Origin of the sequence: Streptomyces sp. NPDC004539, assembly GCF_040610055.1 — a bacterium.
Classification (GTDB): domain Bacteria; phylum Actinomycetota; class Actinomycetes; order Streptomycetales; family Streptomycetaceae; genus Streptomyces.
In genome coordinates this window covers 278,945-300,201 of the sequence record NZ_JBEXLS010000008.1, presented here as the reverse complement: position 1 = coordinate 300,201, position 21,257 = coordinate 278,945, and the positions used below count along the sequence as shown (strand labels likewise).

The window sequence follows — 21,257 nt, the reverse complement described above, 5'->3', positions numbered from 1 at the left end:
GCCGGCGGGCCCGTCAGAGGTGTGCGTCAGGTGTGCGCGTCAGTGGAAGAAGTGCCGCGTCCCCGTGAAGTACATCGTCACGCCCGCCTTCTTCGCGGCCTCGACGACCAGTTCGTCGCGGACCGAGCCGCCGGGCTGGACGACGGCCTTGACGCCGGCCTCGGTGAGGATCTCCAGGCCGTCGGGGAAGGGGAAGAACGCGTCGGAGGCGGCGTACGAACCCTGCGCGCGCTCGGCGCCGGCCCGCTCGACGGCGAGCTTCGCGGAGTCGACGCGGTTGACCTGGCCCATGCCGACCCCGACGGAGGCACCGTCCTTGGCCAGCAGGATCGCGTTGGACTTGACGGCCCGGCACGCCTTCCACGCGAACGCCAGCTCCGCCAGCTCCTCGGCGTCCAGCGCCTCACCGGTCGCGAGCGTCCAGTTCGCCGGGTCGTCGCCGTCGGCCTGGAGCCGGTCGGTGACCTGGAGCAGCGCACCGCCCCCGATCGGCTTCAACTCGACCGGCGCGGACGGGCCCTGGGGCGCCCTCAGCACCCGGATGTTCTTCTTCTTGGCGAGCGCTTCGAGCGCGCCCTCCTCGTAGTCCGGCGCGACGATGACCTCGGTGAAGATCTCCGCGACCTGCTCCGCCAGCTCCTTGGACACCGGCCGGTTCACGGCGATGACCCCGCCGAACGCCGACAGGGGGTCACACGCGTGCGCCTTGCGGTGCGCCTCCGCGACGTCCGAACCCACCGCGATCCCGCAGGGGTTGGCGTGCTTGATGATCGCGACGGCCGGCTCGTCGTGGTCGTACGCGGCACGGTGCGCGGCGTCCGTGTCCGTGTAGTTGTTGTACGACATCTCCTTGCCGTGCAGCTGCTCGGCGACCGCGAGTCCGGTGCCGCTGCCGTCGACGTACAGCGCGGCCGGCTGGTGCGGGTTCTCGCCGTAGCGCAGGGTGTTCTCGCGGGCCCAGGTCGCGCCGAGGAAGTCGGGGAACCGCGACTCGTCGGCCGGGGCGTACTCGCTCGCGAACCAGGAGGCGACGGCGACGTCGTACGCGGCGGTGTGCTGGAACGCCTCGGCGGCGAGCCGCTTGCGCGCGGTGAGGTCGAAGCCGCCGTCCGCCACGGCCTTCAGGACGTCCGCGTACCGCGCGGGGTCCGTGACGATCGCCACCGACGGGTGGTTCTTCGCGGCGGCGCGCACCATGGACGGGCCGCCGATGTCGATCTGCTCCACGCACTCGTCGGCGCTCGCCCCGGACGCGACCGTCTCGCGGAACGGGTAGAGGTTGACGACGACCAGGTCGAACGGCTCGACCCCCAGCTCGGCGAGCTGCTCACGGTGGCTGTCGAGCCGCAGGTCGGCCAGAATCCCGGCGTGCACCTTCGGGTGCAGGGTCTTGACCCGGCCGTCGAGGCACTCGGGGAACCCGGTCAGCTCCTCGACCTTCGTGACGGGGACACCGGCGCCGGCGATCCGCGCGGCGGTGGAACCGGTGGAGACGAGCTGCACCCCGGCCGCGTGCAGGCCCTGGGCCAGCTCCTCCAGGCCGGTCTTGTCGTACACGCTGACGAGCGCGCGGCGGATCGGCCGCAGGTTTTCCGAAGATGCGGTCTCGGCGGTCACGGGATAACTACCTTTCGTCCCTCAATGCGATGGCCGCTGCGGGCGATACGCCCCACGACCTCGACGAGCAGCCTTCGCTCGACTTCCTTGATGCGCTCGTGCAGCGCGCTCTCGTCGTCCTCGTCCCGGACCTCGACCACGCCCTGGGCGATGATCGGGCCGGTGTCGACGCCGTCGTCGACGAAGTGGACGGTGCAGCCGGTGACCTTGGCCCCGTACGCCAGCGCGTCACGGACGCCGTGCGCCCCCGGGAAGCTCGGCAGCAGGGCGGGGTGCGTGTTCACGAACCGCCCGCCGAACAGGGCCAGGAACTCCTTGCCGACGATCTTCATGAACCCGGCCGAGACGACGAGGTCGGGCGCGTACGACGCGACGGCCCCGGCGAGCGCCGCGTCCCACTCCTCCCGCGTCCCGTGGTCCTTGACCCGGACCGTGAACGTCGGGATGCCGGCGCGCTCGGCCCTCGCGAGGCCCTCGATGCCGGCGCGGTCCGCGCCGACCGCCACGATCTCGGCGCCGTACTCCCGCGCCCCGGTCCCGGCGATGTGGTCGAGCAGGGCCTGGAGGTTCGTACCGGAGCCGGAGACCAGGACGACCAGGCGTTTGGGGGCGGGGGCCGGGTCGGCCACGTTCGGGGCCCTTTCTGCAAGCGGGCGGCCGGTGAGGCGCCTCTCGGGTCAGCTTTTGTGCGGTCGTACGAATGCTTCGCGCCCCGGGATACGGGGAAGTCTACGAAGCGGCCGACCGTCAGCAACGATACCGGCACACCCGGCGGCCCCCACGGGACGGGGGCGGGGCCGGGAGGTAGCGTCTGCCTGGAGCGGGCTCGGGAACGCGGCGGTGGTGTGGCACGTTGCCGGGGTGACAGCTCTTTTGACGACATCCGCCGGACCACCCGACTTGTCCGACTGACCTCCGACTCACCTAGGGAAGACGCTCACTTGATGCCGGACCGCAGTCTGCGACTCGCGACGCCCACCTCGCACCTCCTCCTGAGGGAGGGCCGCCTCTCCTCCCCAGGCGCCGACGCCGACGGCGCGGAGGGCCAGGGGGCTGCCGACCAGGGCTCGACGGGGTCGGGTACCGGTGCTGGTTCTGGTTCTGGTGCTCAGGATTCCTCCGGGGGTCAGGGGGGCCAAGGTGTTCAGGGGTCTCAAGAGGGCCAGGACTCCCAGGGTGGCCGGGATACCCAAGGCGGCCGGGACGCCCAGGGCGGGAATCCGTTCGCCCCGCCGCCCGAGGGGGCTGCGGATCAGCCGTGGCGGCCTCGGCAGCCGGCTCAGGACGAGGGGTCGGACAGGGAGGGCGGCTCTCCCTGGGGGCGCTGGAGCGACCGGCAGCCCGGCCGTTCCCAGGACGGTTTCGGTGACCGGCCCGGCGCCGGTCCCGAGGGCCAGGGGAACAACCAGTCCTCGGGCCCCCGCTGGGACCCGACCGATCCCGCTCAGCGCCGCGCGCGGTACGCCTTGCTCGGCGGCATGTGGTCCTTCTTCTTCGTCCTCTTCGGGTGGGCCTACGTCGCTCTCCTCCTCGGTGCGCTCTCCGTCTACTGGGCGATCAGCGCTCTCAGAGCCCGACCCCGCCAGGCCGGCTCCGAGAGCCCCGCCGCCACCGGCTCCTCGGGCTCCGTCAACCCCGCCGGCTCCTCCGGCGGCCGTTCCTCCAGCGGCCGTTCCTCCGGCGGGGGCCGCCCTCAGACCACCGCCGCCATCAGCGGTCTCGTCACCGCCTCTCTCGCTCTCGCCCTCGTCGGCGCCAACTTCACCCTCCAGCTCGTCTACCGCGACTACTACACCTGCCGAGCCGACGCCCTCACGAACGAGGCTCAGCAGTCCTGCGACGACCTGCTTCCCAAGCAGCTGCGGAATCTGCTGGGGACCGCGGACTGAGGGGAGGGCCGGGGTCGGAGTCGGCCTCTCCGCCCTGCCTCCCTCTGCCCCTTCATCGTTCCGGCCCCACCGCCCGGTTCACGTCCCCGCGAAAAAGTTTTCGCGACTTCGCGCTGCCCTCTTCCCGCCCCGCCGCCCCCCCCTCTCACCTCTCCCCCTCGCCCCCTTGTTCCGGCCCCTTCTCCGCCTCCTCCCACGGCCGCGACGCCTCCCACAACGCGGCCCAGCGCGCCTCGCGGGCCGTGTCGTCGTGCCAGGTCCGGTCGGGCGGCGTGGTGAGGAAGTCGTAGGGCTCGAAGAGGGTGTCGGGGGTCTCGGGGGCGGAGTCCTTGAGGAGGGAGGCGTAGACGGGGTCGTCCGTACGGGGGACAGCGGAGGCGGGGAGGTCGGGCGCCTTCTGCTTCGTACGGAACAGGGAGCCGGGTGAGAGGAGTCGGCTGCGGCGTTTCCGCGGGCCTACTTCGTCGTACGCGGCGTCTTCGTCGTGCGCGGCCGTCCCGTCGGACGTTCCCTCCCCCTCGTACACGTCTGCCTTCGCGGGCTCGGCCTCCCCCGTCCTCGGTTTCCGGTCGCGCCCCGGCCACCACCTCTTCCTGCCCGCAGCCTTCTGCGCGGCCTCCTCCGTCTCCCGCTCCGGCCGGTCCCCCGGCTCTCCCGTGGCCCCCGGCTCCCACGTGGACCAGTCGACGAGCAGCTCGCGTTCGAGGCCGCCGTTCTCCGGGGTGCCGGTCTCCGTGAGCGTGGCCCTGCGGCGGTCCCGCCGGCGGAGGGAGGGTGCGTTCCACTCGCGGCAGGACCAGGCCCGGACCGTGAGGGCCGCGGGGACGCCGATCGCGAGGCCCCAGACGAGGGCGGCGGAACCGGTCTGCCACCAGAGGGGGCCGAAGCGGGCGAGGGTTCCGGTGCCGAGCGGTCCGCCGGCGACGGCCGCCGCGACGGACATGATCACAGCGAGGACGCCGGCAGCCGCGCACGCGCGCGTGGCGGTCCGGCTCCAGGACCAGGCGGAGTCGCCCGCGCACGCGGCGCGCGCGACGAACCACCCCGCCACGAGCGCGCCGCCCCCGGCGACGACGGCGACGGACCAGGTCAGCGGCCCGCCGCCGCCCGCGTCGGGGACGGCGGCGAGGAGCGGGAAGGGCGGCAGGAGGGCGGCGGGGTCGGAGGTGAGGGGGGTGACGGCGTGGCCGGCGCCGAGGGCGAAACCGGGGCCGAGGGCGTAGGAGGCGCCCCAGACGGCCGCGTTGGGGACGAGGACCACGCAGAGCAGCAGGACGGCGAACCGGCCGGACCAGCCCTCCGTGAGGTGGAGGAACGACGCGCGCGCGGCACCGCCGTGCAGGACGGTGGAGACGGCGACCAGGAGGGCACCGCCCCCGAGGAGCACCCCGGTCCCGGCGAGCCCGGCCCGCAGGACGACTCCGCTGTCGGACTCCCCGGTGCGCTGTTTCCCGGCACCCGCCTCCCCGGTGTCCGCCCTGGTGCGCGCCCCACCGCCGAACCAGCGGACGAGCCCGCGGACGAGCCCGGCGACGAAGGCGGCACTCTTCCCGCGCGCGAGCCCCTCGAAACCGCCTGCCCCCTGCCGCGTCCCCAGCGCGGCGGCGACCGCGACGAGGACCGGCAGGCACGCGCCGGTCCACACCCAGGAGGGCCGCAGGGCGCCCCCGGCGGCGTACCAGGCGGCCCCGGCGGCGACGAGGAGGTACCCGCAGACGACGCCGGCCCACCCGGCGCCGCCCCCGTCGGCGTCCCGCGCGGCACGCCGGACGAGCCACACGGGGAGCAGGACGAGCAGCAGCGGCGTCACCCCCATGGGCGCGGGGACACCCGAAAGAGTGTCGACGCGGACGAGTTCCGCGCCGTGCGCGAGGAGCCACAGGGAGGCGGCGACGTGGAGCGCGCCGCCGGGACCGCTGTCCGGGTAGGGCGAGCTGATCCACAGGACCATGACGAGCACCGCGACCGACCCGAGCCCGAGTCCGGCGGCGAGCGCGCCGCCGAGGAGGCCGGCGGCGAGTCCGGGCGAGCGGTCGCGCAGACGGGCGGGGAGGGACGACAGCGGCGGGCGGCGGGCGGTCATCGGGTTCACGCCCGTCATGCTCCCAACGACACGCGCTTTCCCGTCGTAACAGGCGAACGTTCGCCGTGTCACCCAAAATACTTTTATGTACTTTTTCGTACGGAAGGGTGCCCGGTGACCCAGAGCCCAGCCGCCCCCCTCCCCCCTCCGAAGGAACGCCGACGCCTGCGCGAGGCCCACGCCCTGACCCAGGATCAGATCGCCTCGACGGTCGGCGTCACCCGAGAGACGGTGCGCGCCTGGGAGGCCGGCCGTACGACACCGCGCGGCACCAAACGGGTGGCCTACGCGAAGCTTCTGGCTTCCCTGGAGGACGAAGTGACGCGATTTCAGGAGATGACGCAACCTCAGGGGGCGGCGGTGGCGTCTCTCCAGGCAGAGCCGCCCTGCGAGGAGACCGCCGGCTCCGAGGAGCAGGGCACCCCGGCCGATCCCGGCACCCCGGCCGCCGCGGGTGCCCCCGCCGCGCAGGCCGACCCGCCCTCGCAGGACGCCCCCGAGCGCCCGCCCCTCACCCCGGCCCAGGCGTTCGACGCCCTGTACGCCTTCTGCGCCCCCGCCCTCGTCCGCCAGACCTACCTCCTGACCGGCCGCCGCGAACTGGCCCGCGAGTCCGTGGAGCGCGCCTTCCAGTCGGCGTGGCAGCGCTGGCCCGAGGTCGCGACGGACCGCGACCCGGCAGGCTGGGTGCGCGCCACGGCGTACGAGTACGCGCTCTCCCCCTGGCACCGCCTGCGCCCCCGATACCGCCACCCCGAGCCCCCGCCCGCCGCCGCCCCCGACCGCGCCCTCCTCGACGTCCTGCTGCGCCTCCCCCCTTCCTACCGGCGCACGCTCGTCCTGTACGACGGCGTCGGCCTGGACCTGCCGGAGACGGCGGCGGAGACGGAGGCGAGCACCCCGGCGGCGGCCCATCGCGTCCTGCACGCGCGCGAGGCCCTCACCGCCCGCCTCCCCGAGCTGGCCGACCCGGCGACGCTCCACCGCCGCCTCGCGGAGGTCGCCTCGGCGCAACGCCTGCGCGCCACCAGGGCCCCGGCGGTACGGCTGTCGGGCGAACGCCGGGCGAGTTTCTGGACGCGTGCGGCCATCGCGTTCACGGTCGCGATCATCGGGGCGACGGCCCTCACCCTGGGCACGGCCCCGACGCACTACGAACCCCCGGTCCCCCCGGGGGCGACGGTCGGCGGAGTCCCCCCTCGCCAGGCCCCGGGCGCCCTCTCGGACGCGGAGCTGACGCTGCGGGCGAAGCTGCGCCAGGAGACGAGCCACGGTCCGGAGAGGCTCGTACCGGACGTCAGGTGAGACCGGTCCCCGGGCGGCCGGCCCCGGGACGGCCCGGACACGCCGATGGGCCCGCCCCCCGTGCGGGGAGCGGGCCCATCGGACAGCCGGACTCAGGCGGAGAGGATCTCTCGCGCCAGCTTGGCCGTCTCGGTCGGCGTCTTGCCGACCTTGACGCCCGCGGCCTCAAGGGCCTCCTTCTTCGCCTGGGCGGTGCCGGACGAACCGGAGACGATCGCGCCGGCGTGGCCCATCGTCTTGCCCTCGGGCGCGGTGAAGCCCGCGACGTAGCCGACGACCGGCTTCGTCACGTTCTTCGCGATGAAGTCGGCGGCACGCTCCTCGGCGTCGCCACCGATCTCACCGATCATCACGATCAGGTCGGTGTCGGCGTCGGCCTCGAACGCGGCGAGCGCGTCGATGTGCGTGGTGCCGATGATCGGGTCGCCACCGATGCCGACGGCGGTCGAGAAGCCGATGTCACGCAGCTCGTACATCATCTGGTACGTCAGCGTGCCGGACTTCGAGACCAGACCGATGCGGCCCGGCTTCGTGATGTCGCCGGGGATGATGCCGACGTTCGACTGACCGGGCGTGATGATGCCGGGGCAGTTCGGGCCGATGATCCGGGTCTTGTTGCCCTTCTGGCCGGCGTACGCCCAGAAGTTCGCCGAGTCGTGCACGGCGATGCCCTCGGTGATCACGACGGCCAGCTCGATCTCGGCGTCGATCGCCTCGATGACGGCGTCCTTCGTGAACTTCTCCGGCACGAAGATGACGGTGACGTTGGCGCCCGTCGCCTTGATCGCCTCGGCGACCGTGCCGAACACGGGTACCTCGGTGCCGTCGAAGTCGACGGACGTGCCGGCCTTGCGCGGGTTCACGCCGCCCACGACGTTGGTGCCGTCCGCCAGCATCAGCTTGGTGTGCTTCTGCCCGGTGGCGCCGGTCATGCCCTGGACGATGACCTTGCTGTCCTTGTTGAGCCAGATAGCCATGGTGTGTCGGTGTCCTCGTCCTGAGTGCTTACTTGGCGGCGGCCAGCTCGGCGGCCTTGTCGGCCGCGCCGTCCATGGTGTCGACGCGCTGCACCAGCGGGTGCGCGGCGTCGGTGAGGATCTTGCGGCCCAGCTCGGCGTTGTTGCCGTCGAGGCGGACGACGAGCGGCTTGGAGACGTTCTCGCCGCGGTCCTCAAGGAGCTTCAGCGCCTGGACGATGCCGTTGGCGACCTCGTCGCAGGCGGTGATGCCGCCGAAGACGTTGACGAAGACGGACTTGACGTCCGGGTCGCCGAGGATGATCTCCAGGCCGTTCGCCATGACCTGGGCGGAGGCGCCACCGCCGATGTCCAGGAAGTTGGCGGGCTTGACGCCGCCGCCATTCTCCGATGTATACGCCTCGCCGGCGTAGGCGACGACGTCGAGGGTGCTCATGACGAGACCCGCGCCGTTGCCGATGATGCCGACCTCGCCCTCCAGCTTGACGTAGTTGAGGCCCTTCTCCTTCGCCGCGGCCTCGAGCGGGTTCGCCGCGGCCTTGTCGTGGAGCTCCTCGAAGTCGGGGTGGCGGAACTCGGCGTTGTCGTCCAGCGAGACCTTGCCGTCCAGCGCGATGACGTCACCGGAGGCGACCTTCGCCAGCGGGTTCACCTCGACGAGGAGGGCGTCCTCCTTGATGAAGGTGTCCCACAGGGTGACGAGGACGTCGGCGACCTTGTCCGCGACCTCGGCCGGGAACTTCGCGGCCTCGACGATCTCGCGGGCCTTCTCGGGGGTCACGCCCTCGATGGCGTCGATCGGCGTCTTGGCGACGGCCTCGGGACGCGTCTCGGCGACCTCCTCGATCTCCATGCCGCCCTCGACGGACGCGATGGAGAGGAAGGTGCGGTTGGCGCGGTCCAGGAGGAAGGAGACGTAGTACTCCTCCACGATCTCCGGCGCGGTCTCGGCGATCATCACCTTGTGGACCGTGTGGCCCTTGATGTCCATGCCGAGGATGTTGGTCGCGTGCTCGACCGCCTCGTCGGCGGTGGCGGCGAGCTTCACGCCGCCGGCCTTGCCACGGCCGCCGACCTTCACCTGGGCCTTGACGACGGACTTGCCACCGAGGCGCTCGGTGGCTGCGCGGGCCGCCTCAGGCGTGTCGATGACTTCACCGGCCAGCACCGGTACATCGTGCTTGGCGAAGAGGTCCCTCGCCTGGTACTCGAACAGGTCCACGCGCTTCCGTCCCTATCAGTGATCTCGCGGTTCGTTGGATGCGTGGGCGTGCCGCGAAGGGCAACGTGACGACCGCGTGTGTCACAAGCAGGGCGCACACGGTGTCCGAGCGCGCGGCATGTCCGTCTCGCAGGTTATCCCTGCCACCCGACCCCCTCTAAATCGCGGGTCACACCTGAGCGGTGATACCTGTCACATGATGCCGTCCGACGGCGCCTTTCCTGGCACCGCGTGCCGCCGAGGGGGTCCGGGCGGGCGGTACCGCTCCCGCCCGGACCCCCCCGGGTACTCAGCCCGCCTCCGGCACCGGCAGCGGTCGCCTCTCCAGCGCCGCCGCCATCACCTCGGGAAACAGCTCCGGCGTACAGGCGAAGGCGGGCACCCCCAGCGCCGCGAGCGCGGCGGCCTGTTCCCGGTCGTAGGCCGGGGCCCCTTCGTCGGAGAGGGAGAGGAGAGCCACGAACTCGACGCCGGACGCCTTCATCGCGGCGACGCGCTTCAGCATCTCCCCCTTGATCCCTCCCTCGTAGAGGTCGCTGATCAGGACGACGACGGTGTCGGCGGGCCGCTCGACGCGCGCCTGGCAGTACGCGAGCGCGCGGTTGATGTCGGTCCCGCCGCCGAGGCGCGTCCCGAACAGGACGTCCACCGGGTCGTCGAGCTGGTCGGTGAGGTCAACGACCGAGGTGTCGAACACGACGAGTCGCGTGCTGATCGTCCTCACGGAGGACAGCACCGCTCCGAACACCGACGCGTACACCAGCGACGGCGCCATCGAACCCGATTGATCCACGCATAGCATTACCCCCTTGTTCAGTGACTGCGCCGCCCGCCCGTATCCGACGAGCCGCTCCGGTACGACCGTCCCGTGGTCCGGGAGGTAGTGCCTGAGGTTGGCGGCGATGGTGCGGTTCCAGTCGATGTCGCGCGGGCGTGGCCGCCCCGTCCGCGCGCTGCGGTCCAGTGCTCCGCTCAGTGCGGCCCGGGTCCGCCCGGCGAGCCGCTTCTCCAGGTCGCGGACGACCTTGCGGACGACCGCTCTGGCCGTCTCCCTGGTGGTCTCCGGCAGGGCGCCGGCGAGCGAGAGCAGGGTGCCGACGAGATGCACGTCGGCCTCGACGGCCTCCAGCATCTCGGGCTCCAGCAGCAGGGACGCGAGACCGAGCCGGTCGACGGCGTCCCGCTGCATGACCTGGACGACCGGCGCGGGAAAGTACGTCCGGACGTCCCCCAGCCAGCGGGCCACCGACGGTGCGGACGCCCCCAGCCCCGCTCCCCTTTCCTGCCGCTCCCCCTCCTTTCCGTACAGGGCCCCCAGCGCGCCGTCCATGCCCGCGTCCCGGCCGTCCAGCACGCATCCGGTCCCCTCCGACTCCGCTCCCCCGAGCACGAGCCGCCATCTCCGCAGCCGTTCCGTCACCGTCCTTCACCTCCCCCTCGGTCGCCGTCGCCCGGCCATGCGGCCGTTGCCTGCCGGAAGTTGTCTGATGAATCGTCAAATCGTTTTATGAGTCGGGTAGTTGCCTGGTTTTCCGGCCCCTCACTCATCGATCGCCTCAGCCTCCCTCATCGGTTCACACATCCGCGCATCAATTTCTCAACCCTTGAAAATCTCCGCGAAACAGAGCCAAACCCCGCTAGCCTGCGCCCGCACACATCCCGAGCAGGAGCCGTGCCACCGGTACGACGGCCTCGGCCCGGCCCGCGTCGAGTTCCTCGGCGAACCCGGTGACGCGCGTCCCGGACCCGGCCGCGCTCCCCCGCCGCGCCACCTCGCCGAGCGTCCGCCGCACGGCCGGTTCGAAGCCGGAGAACGTCCGTCTCAGCAGCGGCAGGACGTCGACGAACGCCTCCTCGGAGACCCCGGTGAGCCAGCTGTCGACGATCGTGAGGAGCCGTTCGTCGTGGACGAGGAGCAGTCCGCCGCCCGCGCCCCCGCCGACGAACCCCTCGACCCAGTCGGCGGCCTCCTTCGGCGCGGTCCCCGGGGACAGGGCGAGCCCCATCCACCGGGCGGCCTGCTCGGGGCCGGCGTCCCCGCCGTCCAGCAGGAGGCGCGCGGCGCGGCCCCGGATCACGGCGGCGACGGTGTCCCGGGCGGCGAGGGCGCGCAGGACGGCACGCCAGCGGGCGTCCAGGTCACCGGTCTCGCCCGCGCCCTCCCGCTCGCTCTCCCGCTCGTTCTCCGTCAGCAGCGCCACCGCCGTGTGGACGGCGTCCACATGCGCGCGCATCCCGGCCGCCGCGTCGGTGTCGAGGCCGGTGCAGGCGGTGGGCAGGCCGACGCAGATCCGCAGGGCGAGGCCGGCGGCGACCTCGGCGAGGGCTCCGGTGTCGGTGCCCCGGACGTCGCCGTAGCGCAGGGAGCGGACGAGGGCGGGGAGTGCCTGGGCGAGGTGGCCGACGTCCCTGTCGAGGGCCGCGCGGTCGGCGAGGGCCCGCATCACCGCCGGGAGGGCGTCGGTCAGGCCGGCCAGGAGGCAGTGCTCGGCGAGGGCGGTGACCTCGGCGAGGGTCCGCGCGGCACCGGCGTCGGCCTCGGCCTTCGCGGTCGCGGCGGCCGGCACCGTCGTCCCCCAGCCGCCCGCCTCGGCGACCCTGACGGCCAGTTCGGGTTCCCAGCGCAGCCGCCAGGTCTCCCGGAAGGTGCCGGTGCCGCCGTACGTGCGCGCGGCGGTGCCCCAGTCGACGCCGAGCAGGCGCAGCCGGTGCAGGAGGCGGCTGCGCGCGGCGTCGGTGTCGCCCCGCAGGTCCAGGCCGATCTCCCGCTCGGCCGCCTCGGGGCGAAGCCGCAGCCGGCGCTGCTCGCGCTCCAGGTCCCGGCGCAGCGGCACGGCGGGCGCCCCCTCGGGGACCTCCCCCAGGACGTCCCCGACGACGAGCCGGTCCCACACGAGCGCCAGCGGTACGTCCGACCCGTCGCACAGCACGGCCCGCACCGCGTCGGTCGCCTCCCCGAGCCCCGCCAGCGGTCGCCCCCGGACCGCCGCGAGCGTCTCGGCGAGGCGTACGGCCTCGATGACGTGCGCCGGGGAGACGATCCGATCCTCCTCCCTGAGCAGCCGCGCGACCTTCGTCATCCACCGCTCGACCGGCCGGTCCGCCGCGCCGTACAGGTGCCCGTACCAGCCGGGCGACTCGATCCCCGCGCCGTAGCCTCCGGCGCGCGCGAGCCTGCGGTGCGTCCACGGCACCCAGGTCAGCTCGGCCCTGGCCTTCGGGAGCCCTTTCAGGAGCGCCCGGTCGGCGGTGGCGGTCGTGCGGCGGCGCAGCGCCGGGACGTGCCACGCGCCGCAGACGACGGCCACGCCGTCCGTCCCGGTCTCCTTGACGGCCGCCCGCAGCCGCAGCCGCATATGGGCTTCGCGGACGGCTTCGCGCGGGCTCTCCTGTCCGTCGTACGCCTCGCGGACCGCGCCCATGGCCTCCTCGACGGCGGCGAACGGGTCGCCGGTGCCCCGGTGTTCGATCACGTCCTCCCACCAGCGCTCCGGGTCGTCGTACCCGGCGGCCTCGGCGAGGGCGCGCAGGGGGTCGACGTGGACGGCGGCGGGGCCGGTGTCGGGGGGCAGGGCGAGGGTGTGCGCGGCCGGGAGGTCGATGAAGCGGACCTGGGCGCCGTGCGTCAGCGCCCACCTCATCGCCACCCATTCGGGGGAGAACTCGGCGAAGGGCCAGAACGCGGACCTCCCGGGTTCGTCCACGACGTGGGCCAGCAGGGCGACCGGCGCACGCATGCGCGCGTCGGCGACGAGGGGCACCAGCGCGTCCGCGTCGGCGGGGCCCTCGATCAGCACGGCCCGGGGCCGCGTCTCGTCGAGCGCCCTGAGGACGGCGCGGGCCGAACCCGGTCCGTGATGCCGGACGCCCAGCAGGCGCGCGGTGGTGCCGGTCACGCGCTCACCTCCCGGCAGGCGCGGTAGAAGTCCGTCCACCCCTCGCGTTCGCGGACGACCGCTTCCAGGTACTCCTGCCACACGCCCCGGTCGGACGCCGGGTCGCGGACCACCGCGCCGAGGATGCCGGCGGCGACGTCGGCCGGGCGCAGCACTCCGTCGCCGAAGTGGGCGGCGAGGGCGAGCCCGTTCGTGACGACCGAGATGGCCTCCGCCGTGGAGAGCGTGCCGCTGGGGGACTTGAGTTTCGTCCGGCCGTCCGCCGTGATCCCGTCGCGCAGTTCCCGGAAGACCGTGACGATCCGCCGTATCTCGGTGATGCCGTCCGGCACCGACGGCAGGTCCAGGGAGCGGCCGATCTGTTCGACGCGCCGGGAGACGATGTCGACCTCCGCCTCGGCGCTCTCCGGGAGGGGCAGTACGACCGTGTTGAAGCGGCGGCGCAGCGCGCTGGACAGTTCGTTGACCCCGCGGTCGCGGTCGTTGGCCGTCGCGATGACGTTGAACCCCCGGACGGCCTGTACTTCCTGGCCGAGTTCCGGGACGGGGAGGGTCTTCTCCGACAGGATCGTGATCAGCGAGTCCTGGACGTCCGCCGGGATGCGCGTCAGCTCCTCGACGCGGGCCGTCATCCCTTCGGTCATCGCCCGCAGCACCGGGCTCGGGACGAGGGCGGCGCGGCTCGGGCCCTGCGCGAGGAGCCGCGCGTAGTTCCAGCCGTAGCGGATCGCCTCCTCCGGGGTGCCCGCCGTGCCCTGCACGAGGAGTGTCGAGTCGCCGCTGACGGCCGCCGCGAGATGCTCCGACACCCAGGTCTTGGCGGTGCCGGGGACGCCGAGCAGGAGCAGGGCGCGGTCCGTCGCGAGCGTGGAGACGGCGACCTCGACGATGCGGCGCGGGCCGACGTACTTCGGGGAGATCACCGAGCCGTCGGGCAGGGTGCCGCCCAGCAGGTACGTCGCCACGGCCCACGGCGACAGCTTCCAGTTCGCGGGGCGCGGGCGGTCGTCCTGCGCGGCCAGCGCGGTGAGTTCGGACGCGAAGGCGACCTCCGCGTGCGGTCGCAGCACGGGTGTTCCGGTGTCGTCCCGGCTCGGTTCTGCGGACGTCGGTCCAGCGGTGAAAGACATGGCTGAGGCCCCCTCCAGCTCGGCCGTTCCTGAAGCTGTCCCCACCATGCACCACCCCACTGACAATCGCTCTGACCTGCACAAACGCGCATTCGAGGGCGATTGTCAGTGGTGGGTTCTACCGTCGTTGTCATGACTCAGCAGGGGGTGCGCCGCAGCGCGGACCAGGTGCTGTCACTGGCGCCTGACGACGCGTCGCGCGAAGCGGGAAGCGAACTCGCGGAGGCGGGGCGGTGGTCGGGCGCGGGCTGCTCCGAGGAGGGGGTGGTGTGGGGGGTGTACGAGGGCGGCGGGGCGCCGTTGCGGACGGTCGCGGACCTCTCGGGGGCGGAGGGTCCGGCGTACGCGTGCGCGTGCCCGAACGGGAGGCCGCCGTGCGAGCACGGGGTGGGGTTGCTGCTGCTGTGGGCGGAGGGGAACGCGGTGGTGCGGGAGGGGGCGGCGCCGGAGTGGGTCCGGGAGCTGACGGAGGAGGCGGGGGCGCGCGAGGGGGGCGGGACCGGGCGGGAGAAGGGGGCGCCGGCCGATCCCGAGGCGGCCCGGCGGCGGGCGGAGCGGCGGGCCGCGCGGATCACGGCGGGGGTGGTCGAGCTGGAGCAGCGGCTGGGCGATCTGGTGCGGTCGGGGCTGGCGTCGGCGGAGCGCGAGGGGTACGGGCTGTGGGAGGAGACGGCGGCCCGCATGGTCGACGCGCAGGCTCCCGGTCTCGCCGCGCGCGTGCGCGAGCTGGGCGCGATACCGGCGTCCGGCCCCGGCTGGCCGTCCCGGCTGCTGGAGGAGTGCGCCCTCCTGCATCTGCTGACCCGGGCCTGGCTGCATCGCGCCGCCCTCCCCGAGGAGCTGGCCGCGGTGGTCCGCACCCGTGTCGGCCTGCCCGCCGCCCCGACCGGCCCGCCGGTCCTGGACGACTGGCTGGTCCTGGCCCGGTACGACACCTCCGACGGCAGACTGACGACCCGCCGCATCTGGCTCCACGGCACGACGACCGCCCGTACGGCCCTGGTGCTCTCCTACGGCCCCGCCGGCCGCGCCCCCGAACTCACCCTGCCCGTCGGCCTCTGCGTACGCGCGGAGGTCACCCCGTACCCGTCCGGCCCCCGAGTGGCCCTGGGCGACCGCCGCACCACCCCGGCCCCGACCTCCGTACGCCCGCCGGGCGTCACCCCGGCCGAGGCCACCGCCCTCTACGGCACCGCGCTCCGGGCCGACCCCTGGCTGGAGTCCGTCCCGGTGACGCTGGCGGACGTCGTACCGACCCCGGTCGGGGACGGCTGGCAACTCACCGACCTGGAAGGGAAGACGGCCCTCCCTCTCACCCCGGCCGTCCTGTCCCGCTCCGGCCTCTGGCGCCTGATCGCCCTCTCGGGCGGCGCCCCCGTCCAGGTCTTCGGGGAGTGCGGGCACCGAGGCTTCACCCCGCTGACGGCATGGTCACCCGTTCGGGGTGAACCGATCGGCCTGTACGAAGCGATCACTCAGCAACGGAACGGAAAGGACGGACCATGAACAGCACCCCACCACCCCTCTGGGACGACCTGGTCTCCACGGCGCTCCTGGGCACCAACCGCCGCGCCCCCGCAGACTCGCGTACGGCAGCCCGCGAGGGAACCAGGGGTTCACCACCCCCGCCGAAGGACGCCCCGACGACCCTGCTGGACGCCGCCGCCACCGAAACCCTCCGGCTGCGGGCCGGCCTCCTCCCCGCCCCCGCCGCGCCCGCGCTCCCCCTCTCCCCGCAGGACCCCCGCCCGCCCCTCCCCGCCCCGGCGGCCCGCCGCCTCACCCTCCTCCTCTCCGACCGCACCCAGCCGGGCGGTCGCAGGGGAGCCGCCCCGGACCTCATGGAGCTGCTCCCCCAGTGGCTGGCGGCGGCGAACGCCCACGGGTACGCCCCGCCCCCGCAGTCCCTCCCCCCGCTCCTGGACGCGGCCCGGGGCCGGACCGATCTGCGGCCGGCGGCACTGGAGTTCGCGGGCCCGAGGGCGCTGTGGCTGGCGCGCCTCAACCCCGACTGGCGGTTCGCGCTGCGGGCGACGGCCGGGGACGGGGTGGCGCTGCCGGGCCCCGAGGAGACCGAGCGGGTCCGGCAACTGTGGGAGGAGGGGCTGTTCGCCGAGCGGGTGACGCTCCTCATCGCCCTGCGCTCGCGCGACGCCGACGCGGCGCGCGAGATGCTCGCGGCGACCTGGCCGACCGAACGCGCCGAGGACCGCCTGATGTTCCTGGACTCCCTGCGCGCGGGGCTGTACCCCGGCGACGAGCCGTTCCTCGAACAGGCGCTCTCGGACCGCAGCCGCAACGTCCGGTCGACGGCGGCCGAGCTGCTCTCCGCGCTCCCCGGTTCGGCGCTGGCCGGGCGGATGGCGGCCCGCGCGAGTACGTGCGTCGCCCTCGACCGCCTGGCCGAGGTCCCGTCGATCGTCGTGGAGGCACCGCACGAATGCGACGCGGGCATGGAGCGCGACGGCGTGATCAGGACGGCTCCGACGGGCCGGGGCGAACGGTCCTGGTGGCTGGGCCAGTTGGTGGAGGCGGCACCGCTCGGTGCCTGGCCGGCGCGGCTGGGCGGCCGGACGCCGCAGGAGATCGTCGCCCTGCCGGTGACGGACGGCTGGCTGGGCGAGCTGCACGCCGCGTGGTGCCGGGCGGCTGTCCGGCAGGGGGACGCGGAGTGGTCCCGTGCGCTGCTCGGCGCCCCGTCCGCGCCGGGGGCGGGCGGGCCCGGCGCGGTGTCGCTGGCCGAGCGCGCACGGCTCCTCGGGACGCTGCCCGCGTCTCGGCGGGCCGACTGGGTCGCCGGGTTCATCGCGACGCACGGGCTGTCGGAGGCGTTCCAGCTGCTCGGCGTCTGCGCGGTCCCCTGGGCGCCCTCGCTGGGGCGAGCCGTCGTCGACGCCCTCGACATCGCCCGTGACGCGGGCAGCTACCCGTGGAGCTTCAGCGGCGTCATGGGCCTCGCCGAACGCTGCCTGGCCCCCGAGGAGGCGGCCCGCCTCGACGCCCTCCTCGCCGTCCCGGAGAAGTCCGAGAACACCGCGCCGGGCGCCGGGAGTTACTGGGCGGAGGCGTTCCAGCGACTGGCGGCGACCCTGCGGCTGCGGGGCGAGATGCTGCGGGAACTGGAGGGGGCGTGAGGGGAGAGGGTGTGCGGGGAAGAGCGGGGCGCCGGTCACCGCGCCCGAGGACGACGGCCGGCCGATCAGCCCCCTCCCGGTCAGCCACGGAACACCGACCCGCCCCGAAGGACCTCGGCGCCCCGTCAACTCCCGTACGCAGCCCCGCGCACATTCCCCCGCACCCACTCCACGACGGCCCGAGGCCCGGCCCCGGTCACGAAGATCTCCGCGACCCCCTTCTCCCTGAGCCCCGGAATCTCCGCCTCGGTGACCCCGCCCCCGCCGAAGACGACGACGTCCGAGGCATCCTCTTCCCGAAGGAGGTCGACGACTGCGGTAAGAAAGGCACCGCGCGCCCCGAAAAGCCCGACCGCGTCCGCGTCCTCCTGGAGCGCGGTACGGACGACATGCCCGGGAGTCTGCCGAAACCCGGCGTGGACGACCTCCACCCCGGCATCGCGCAACGCCCGCGCGACGGCCTCACCCTCACGCCCGGCCCCGTCCTCCCCCACCTCGGCCACCACGACACGGATCGGCCCGGCCGCCACACCCATCACCGCCTCCCTGAAGGAACCGCGCCACCGAGAAGAAGCCGCCCCACCGGCACCGACTCCGGCACCGCCCGGCGCGGACACCCCGGCCCCGGACCGGCGCGCCCGGTGAACGAACGTTTCCTACAGCTTCCCGCGACCAGCCGTTTCACGGCGAAGATCGAGGGGCACATCACACAGTGGGACACGTTCACCGCGCATCACTCCCCTGGCAGCCGGGGGAACAAGCGCAACGGGAGCCGCGAAGAGGTCGCCGTACCGCCGCGCCGAGGCCACGCGGCATGGCGGTACGGCGAGTCGGCGCAGGCACGACGGGCACGAGAAGAGCAGGTACGGCACGACCACGGGGAAGCCTCGTCGCCACACCGGCAAAGAGCCTCACCGCGTCACGGGCAGCAGTACACGCACCACTCACGCACAGCCGACCACCGGCACCCCACATCCACCGCCGGCACAGCACCGACACCACCCGAGCCGCCCGGCCACCCCTCCTCCCCACCCCACCGCCGCACCGACTCCCTCCGCCCGGCCTCCCACCGAGGGCACACGGGGGAACGGAGCCGTTCCTCCCGTGCGCCGACAGGAGGTCGGCCATGACACACGCCGCACAGGCCCCGACGCGCACGCCTCAGGCCCTCACCGCCGCACAGCCCCCAGCCTCCTCGGAGCAATCCCCGCCACCGGCCCGCCGACTCCCGGCCCCTGCCTCAGCCCCGGCCCCGGCCCCGGACCCGGCCTCGGCCGCACCCCAGCCGCCGACCGTCGCCCCGGCGCCGCGCCCCGTACCGGACCAGGCCCCGGACCCGGCGGCCCGCCTCCCGAGGCCGGCCGCTCCCCAGTCCCCCCTGCTCTCCCTCGAACGCCTGCTCCCCGCCTGCCTGACAAGCCTGTCCACAGCCCTGTTGAAGGCGACGGCCCTGGAGCTGGCGATCCTCGCCGGCCACCTCCTCCTCTACCCCACCGGCATCACCCAGGAGCGCCCGCCCGCGCCCCCGCCGGCCGACGACACGCCGAGGCTCCCGACCCCGCCCCGCCCCCCGGTCGTCCTCCTGCACGGCTTCATCGACAACCGCTCGGTCTTCGTCCTCCTGCGCCGAGCCCTCGCCGAACACGGCGACCGCCCGCTGACCTCCCTCAACTACTCCCCCCTGACCTGCGACATCCGCAAGGCGGCGGAGCTGCTGGGCCGTCACATAGAGGACATCTGCGCCCGCACGGGCAGTACCCGGGTGGATGTCGTGGGCCACAGCCTCGGCGGCCTGATCGCCCGTTACTACGTGCAGCGCCTCGGCGGCGACACCCGCGTCCGCACGCTGGTCACGCTCGGCACGCCGCACGCCGGCACCCGCGCCGTCCCGCTGGCGAACGCGCACCCGATCGTGCGCCAGATGCGCCCCGGCTCGGCGCTGCTGGAGGAGCTGAAGCGGCCCGCGCCGGGCTGCCGTACGCGTTTCGTGAGCTTCTGGAGCGACCTCGACCAGGTGATGGACCCACCGGAGACGGCGTCGGTCGACCACCCCGACCTGCTCGTGGAGAACGTCAGGGTCACCGGCATCGGCCACCTCGCGCTCCCCGTCCACCCGGCGGTCGCGGCGAGCGTCCGGGAGGCCCTGGACACGGACGCCCAGGACACGGACCTCGCGCGCCCCGACACACCGCGAAACGGCTTGACGGTCGCCTGAGCCACCACCCCGAGCCACCACCCCGAGCCACCACCCGAGCCCCCGCCCGGCACCCCTCCGCCCGCCCTCTCCACCCCCTCCCACCTCGAACACTCTTCGAACACATCCCCAAACCCGCGCCCGCCCTCCCCCGAAACACGGCCGAATGCCCGTTTCCCGCAAGGGCGAAACCTGACGAAGATTGTCGTGCCCGCGTACCGCCGGGTACAGTCACCGCACTGCTCTGGCAGCCCCTGTTGTCGAGGCGAAAGAGAAGTTGGTGAACGATCGTCACCCGTCGGGGACCCTGACCACCCCGGCCCCGGCCTCCGAAGCCGACCCGGCGCACTCGGCGTCGTACGGCACCCAGGAGGCCCCGTACGACGACTTCACCGCCACCACCCCCTCGCCCTACAGCGGCTACGACACCGGCACCTACGCGACCGGCGGTTACGACACCGGCGCCTGGCCGACGGGTGCTCACCAGACCCTGAACTACGACCCGTACGCGGCCCAGCACCACGCCGCCTACGACACGGGCGCGTACGACACGACCGGCTGGCAGGCCGACTACCAGCAGCTGTCGGCCATCCCGACGCAGTCCCCGGCCCCCGACGGCAGCGGCCAGTGGGACACCCGCACCTGGCTCCCCCCTGAACAGACGGGCGGTACCGCCGACCAGACCCAGCAGTGGGAATGGGGCACCCAGGCGTTCGACACGGGCGCGTACGACGCGACGGAGTGGAACTCCGCGAGCACGCCGGACGTTCACGACACAACCGGCGACACGTACGACGAACTCCCCGAGCAGGACCTCCCCTTCGACCAGCAGCCGACCGGCGCGTTCGAGGCGGCCTCCCTGCCCACGGCCTCCCTGCCTACAGCCTCCCTCGCCGCGACCGGCGAACTGCCCGTGATCCTCCTGGACGGCCAGGAGGAGACCACGCCCGAGCACGTCGACGCGGCCCACCCGGCACCCGTCACCCCCCGCCCCGGTGGCCGCGCCGCGACCCGCGCCGCCCGCCGCAAACCCCCCGCGAAGCGCTCCGCGCTGCTGACCGTCGCCGTCCCCTCCGCGTGCGTGATGAGCGTGGCCGGCATCGCCGCCGCCTCCGTCGGCACGTTCAGCGACGACGCGAAGGAGACCAGCGCCGCCGCCGCGGAGACGAAGTCGGTCAAGCCGTCCGCCGCGAACACCAAGCTGGACAGCCAGCTGGCGAGCCTGAGCGCGGAGGCCGACGCCTTCGCCGACCGCGCGAGCCGTACGCAGGAGCGCATCGACCTCAAGGCGCAGCAGGAGGCCGAGAAGAAGAAGGCCGCCGCGGAGGCCGCCCGGCTGGAGCGGCTGCGCCCCAAGTACGCCCTCCCGGTCGCGCAGCACGGCCTGAGCGCCTACTACGGCCAGTCCGGCATCAACTGGATGTCCATGCACACGGGCATCGACTTCCCGGTCGCCTACGGCACCACCGTGATGGCCGCGACCGACGGCACCGTCCGTACGCAGTGGAACAACGCCTACGGCAACATGGTCATCCTCACGGCGAAGGACGGCACGGAGACCTGGTACTGCCACCTCTCCAGCTACCGCGTCGCGTCGGGGACGACGGTGAAGGCGGGCGAGCCGATCGCGTACTCCGGGAACTCCGGCAACTCCACCGGCCCGCACCTGCACTTCGAGGTCCGGCCGGCCGGCGGCTCGTCGATCGACCCCTTGTCCTGGCTGCGCAGCCACGGACTGGACCCGACGTAGCGAACGGCACCGAACGACGAGCCCTCACCGCTGTCCCTGGTGAGGGCTCGTTCACGTCCG

The 21,257-nt window shown here is 73.7% G+C and carries 15 protein-coding genes; 6 read left to right on the top strand and 9 right to left on the bottom strand.

Features of this window, described 5'->3' with window-relative positions:
- Positions 1–39: 39 nt before the first annotated feature.
- Both purH and purN read right to left on the bottom strand, forming a co-directional pair.
- Positions 40–1,617: a bifunctional phosphoribosylaminoimidazolecarboxamide formyltransferase/IMP cyclohydrolase gene (gene purH / locus ABZX85_RS19445; RefSeq protein ID WP_355869656.1), complete on the bottom strand. Its 1,578-nt coding sequence runs from the start codon at positions 1,615–1,617 to the stop codon at positions 40–42.
- Positions 1,614–2,246 carry a phosphoribosylglycinamide formyltransferase gene (gene purN, locus ABZX85_RS19440; protein ID WP_355869653.1) on the bottom strand — a complete coding sequence of 211 codons (633 nt, stop codon included), beginning with the start codon at positions 2,244–2,246 and terminating at the stop codon, positions 1,614–1,616. The genes purH and purN overlap by 4 nt, the downstream gene beginning before the upstream one ends.
- A gap of 315 nt (positions 2,247–2,561) precedes the next feature.
- Between purN and ABZX85_RS19435 the strand changes: the two genes are divergently transcribed.
- Positions 2,562–3,506, top strand: coding sequence for a hypothetical protein (locus tag ABZX85_RS19435; RefSeq protein ID WP_355869650.1), 945 nt, complete (start codon positions 2,562–2,564; stop codon positions 3,504–3,506).
- Positions 3,507–3,651: 145 nt separating this feature from the next.
- On the opposite strand, the gene ABZX85_RS19430 is transcribed toward ABZX85_RS19435, so the two are convergent.
- The gene (locus ABZX85_RS19430) at positions 3,652–5,607 is read right to left on the bottom strand and encodes a DUF6350 family protein (protein WP_355869647.1); all 1,956 of its coding nucleotides are present in this window, start codon (positions 5,605–5,607) and stop codon (positions 3,652–3,654) included.
- A 96-nt stretch (positions 5,608–5,703) separates the two neighbouring features.
- Between ABZX85_RS19430 and ABZX85_RS19425 the strand changes: the two genes are divergently transcribed.
- On the top strand, positions 5,704–6,894 hold the full coding sequence (locus ABZX85_RS19425) for a helix-turn-helix domain-containing protein (protein WP_355869644.1): 1,191 nt from the start codon (positions 5,704–5,706) through the stop codon (positions 6,892–6,894).
- A gap of 92 nt (positions 6,895–6,986) precedes the next feature.
- Here the strand turns inward: ABZX85_RS19425 and sucD are convergent, their stop codons facing one another.
- The 5 genes from sucD to ABZX85_RS19400 all read right to left on the bottom strand — a co-directional run bounded on the left by sucD (position 6,987) and on the right by ABZX85_RS19400 (position 14,119).
- Complete coding sequence (sucD, locus tag ABZX85_RS19420; RefSeq protein WP_355869641.1) at positions 6,987–7,871, bottom strand: succinate--CoA ligase subunit alpha; 885 nt, start codon at positions 7,869–7,871, stop codon at positions 6,987–6,989.
- Positions 7,872–7,899: 28 nt separating this feature from the next.
- Positions 7,900–9,093, bottom strand: coding sequence for an ADP-forming succinate--CoA ligase subunit beta (sucC, locus tag ABZX85_RS19415; protein WP_355869638.1), 1,194 nt, complete (start codon positions 9,091–9,093; stop codon positions 7,900–7,902).
- Positions 9,094–9,382: 289 nt separating this feature from the next.
- Complete coding sequence (locus tag ABZX85_RS19410; protein ID WP_355869635.1) at positions 9,383–10,513, bottom strand: VWA domain-containing protein; 1,131 nt, start codon at positions 10,511–10,513, stop codon at positions 9,383–9,385.
- A 217-nt stretch (positions 10,514–10,730) separates the two neighbouring features.
- Positions 10,731–12,989 (bottom strand): DUF5682 family protein, encoded by a 2,259-nt coding sequence (locus ABZX85_RS19405; RefSeq protein WP_355869632.1) that lies wholly within the window; start codon positions 12,987–12,989, stop codon positions 10,731–10,733.
- Positions 12,986–14,119 (bottom strand): AAA family ATPase, encoded by a 1,134-nt coding sequence (locus ABZX85_RS19400; protein WP_355869629.1) that lies wholly within the window; start codon positions 14,117–14,119, stop codon positions 12,986–12,988. The genes ABZX85_RS19405 and ABZX85_RS19400 overlap by 4 nt, the downstream gene beginning before the upstream one ends.
- 132 nt (positions 14,120–14,251) lie before the next feature.
- On the opposite strand from ABZX85_RS19400, the gene ABZX85_RS19395 reads away from it, so the two are divergent.
- Together ABZX85_RS19395 and ABZX85_RS19390 are read left to right on the top strand one after the other, a co-directional pair.
- Positions 14,252–15,625, top strand: a complete 1,374-nt coding sequence (locus tag ABZX85_RS19395) for an SWIM zinc finger family protein (protein WP_355869626.1) — start codon at positions 14,252–14,254, stop codon at positions 15,623–15,625.
- Positions 15,622–17,253, top strand: a complete 1,632-nt coding sequence (locus ABZX85_RS19390) for a DUF5691 domain-containing protein (protein WP_355869623.1) — start codon at positions 15,622–15,624, stop codon at positions 17,251–17,253. The genes ABZX85_RS19395 and ABZX85_RS19390 overlap by 4 nt, the downstream gene beginning before the upstream one ends.
- A gap of 125 nt (positions 17,254–17,378) precedes the next feature.
- On the opposite strand, the gene ABZX85_RS19385 is transcribed toward ABZX85_RS19390, so the two are convergent.
- A complete protein-coding gene (locus tag ABZX85_RS19385) occupies positions 17,379–17,789 on the bottom strand; it encodes a cobalamin-dependent protein (protein WP_355869620.1) in 411 nt (136 codons plus the stop codon).
- Between the two features lie 590 nt (positions 17,790–18,379).
- Between ABZX85_RS19385 and ABZX85_RS19380 the strand changes: the two genes are divergently transcribed.
- A complete protein-coding gene (locus ABZX85_RS19380) occupies positions 18,380–19,468 on the top strand; it encodes an alpha/beta fold hydrolase (protein ID WP_355869617.1) in 1,089 nt (362 codons plus the stop codon).
- Positions 19,469–19,727: 259 nt separating this feature from the next.
- Entirely contained in the window at positions 19,728–21,197 is a 1,470-nt protein-coding gene (locus ABZX85_RS19375; protein WP_355869614.1) for a M23 family metallopeptidase, read from the top strand.
- Positions 21,198–21,257 lie beyond the last annotated feature (60 nt).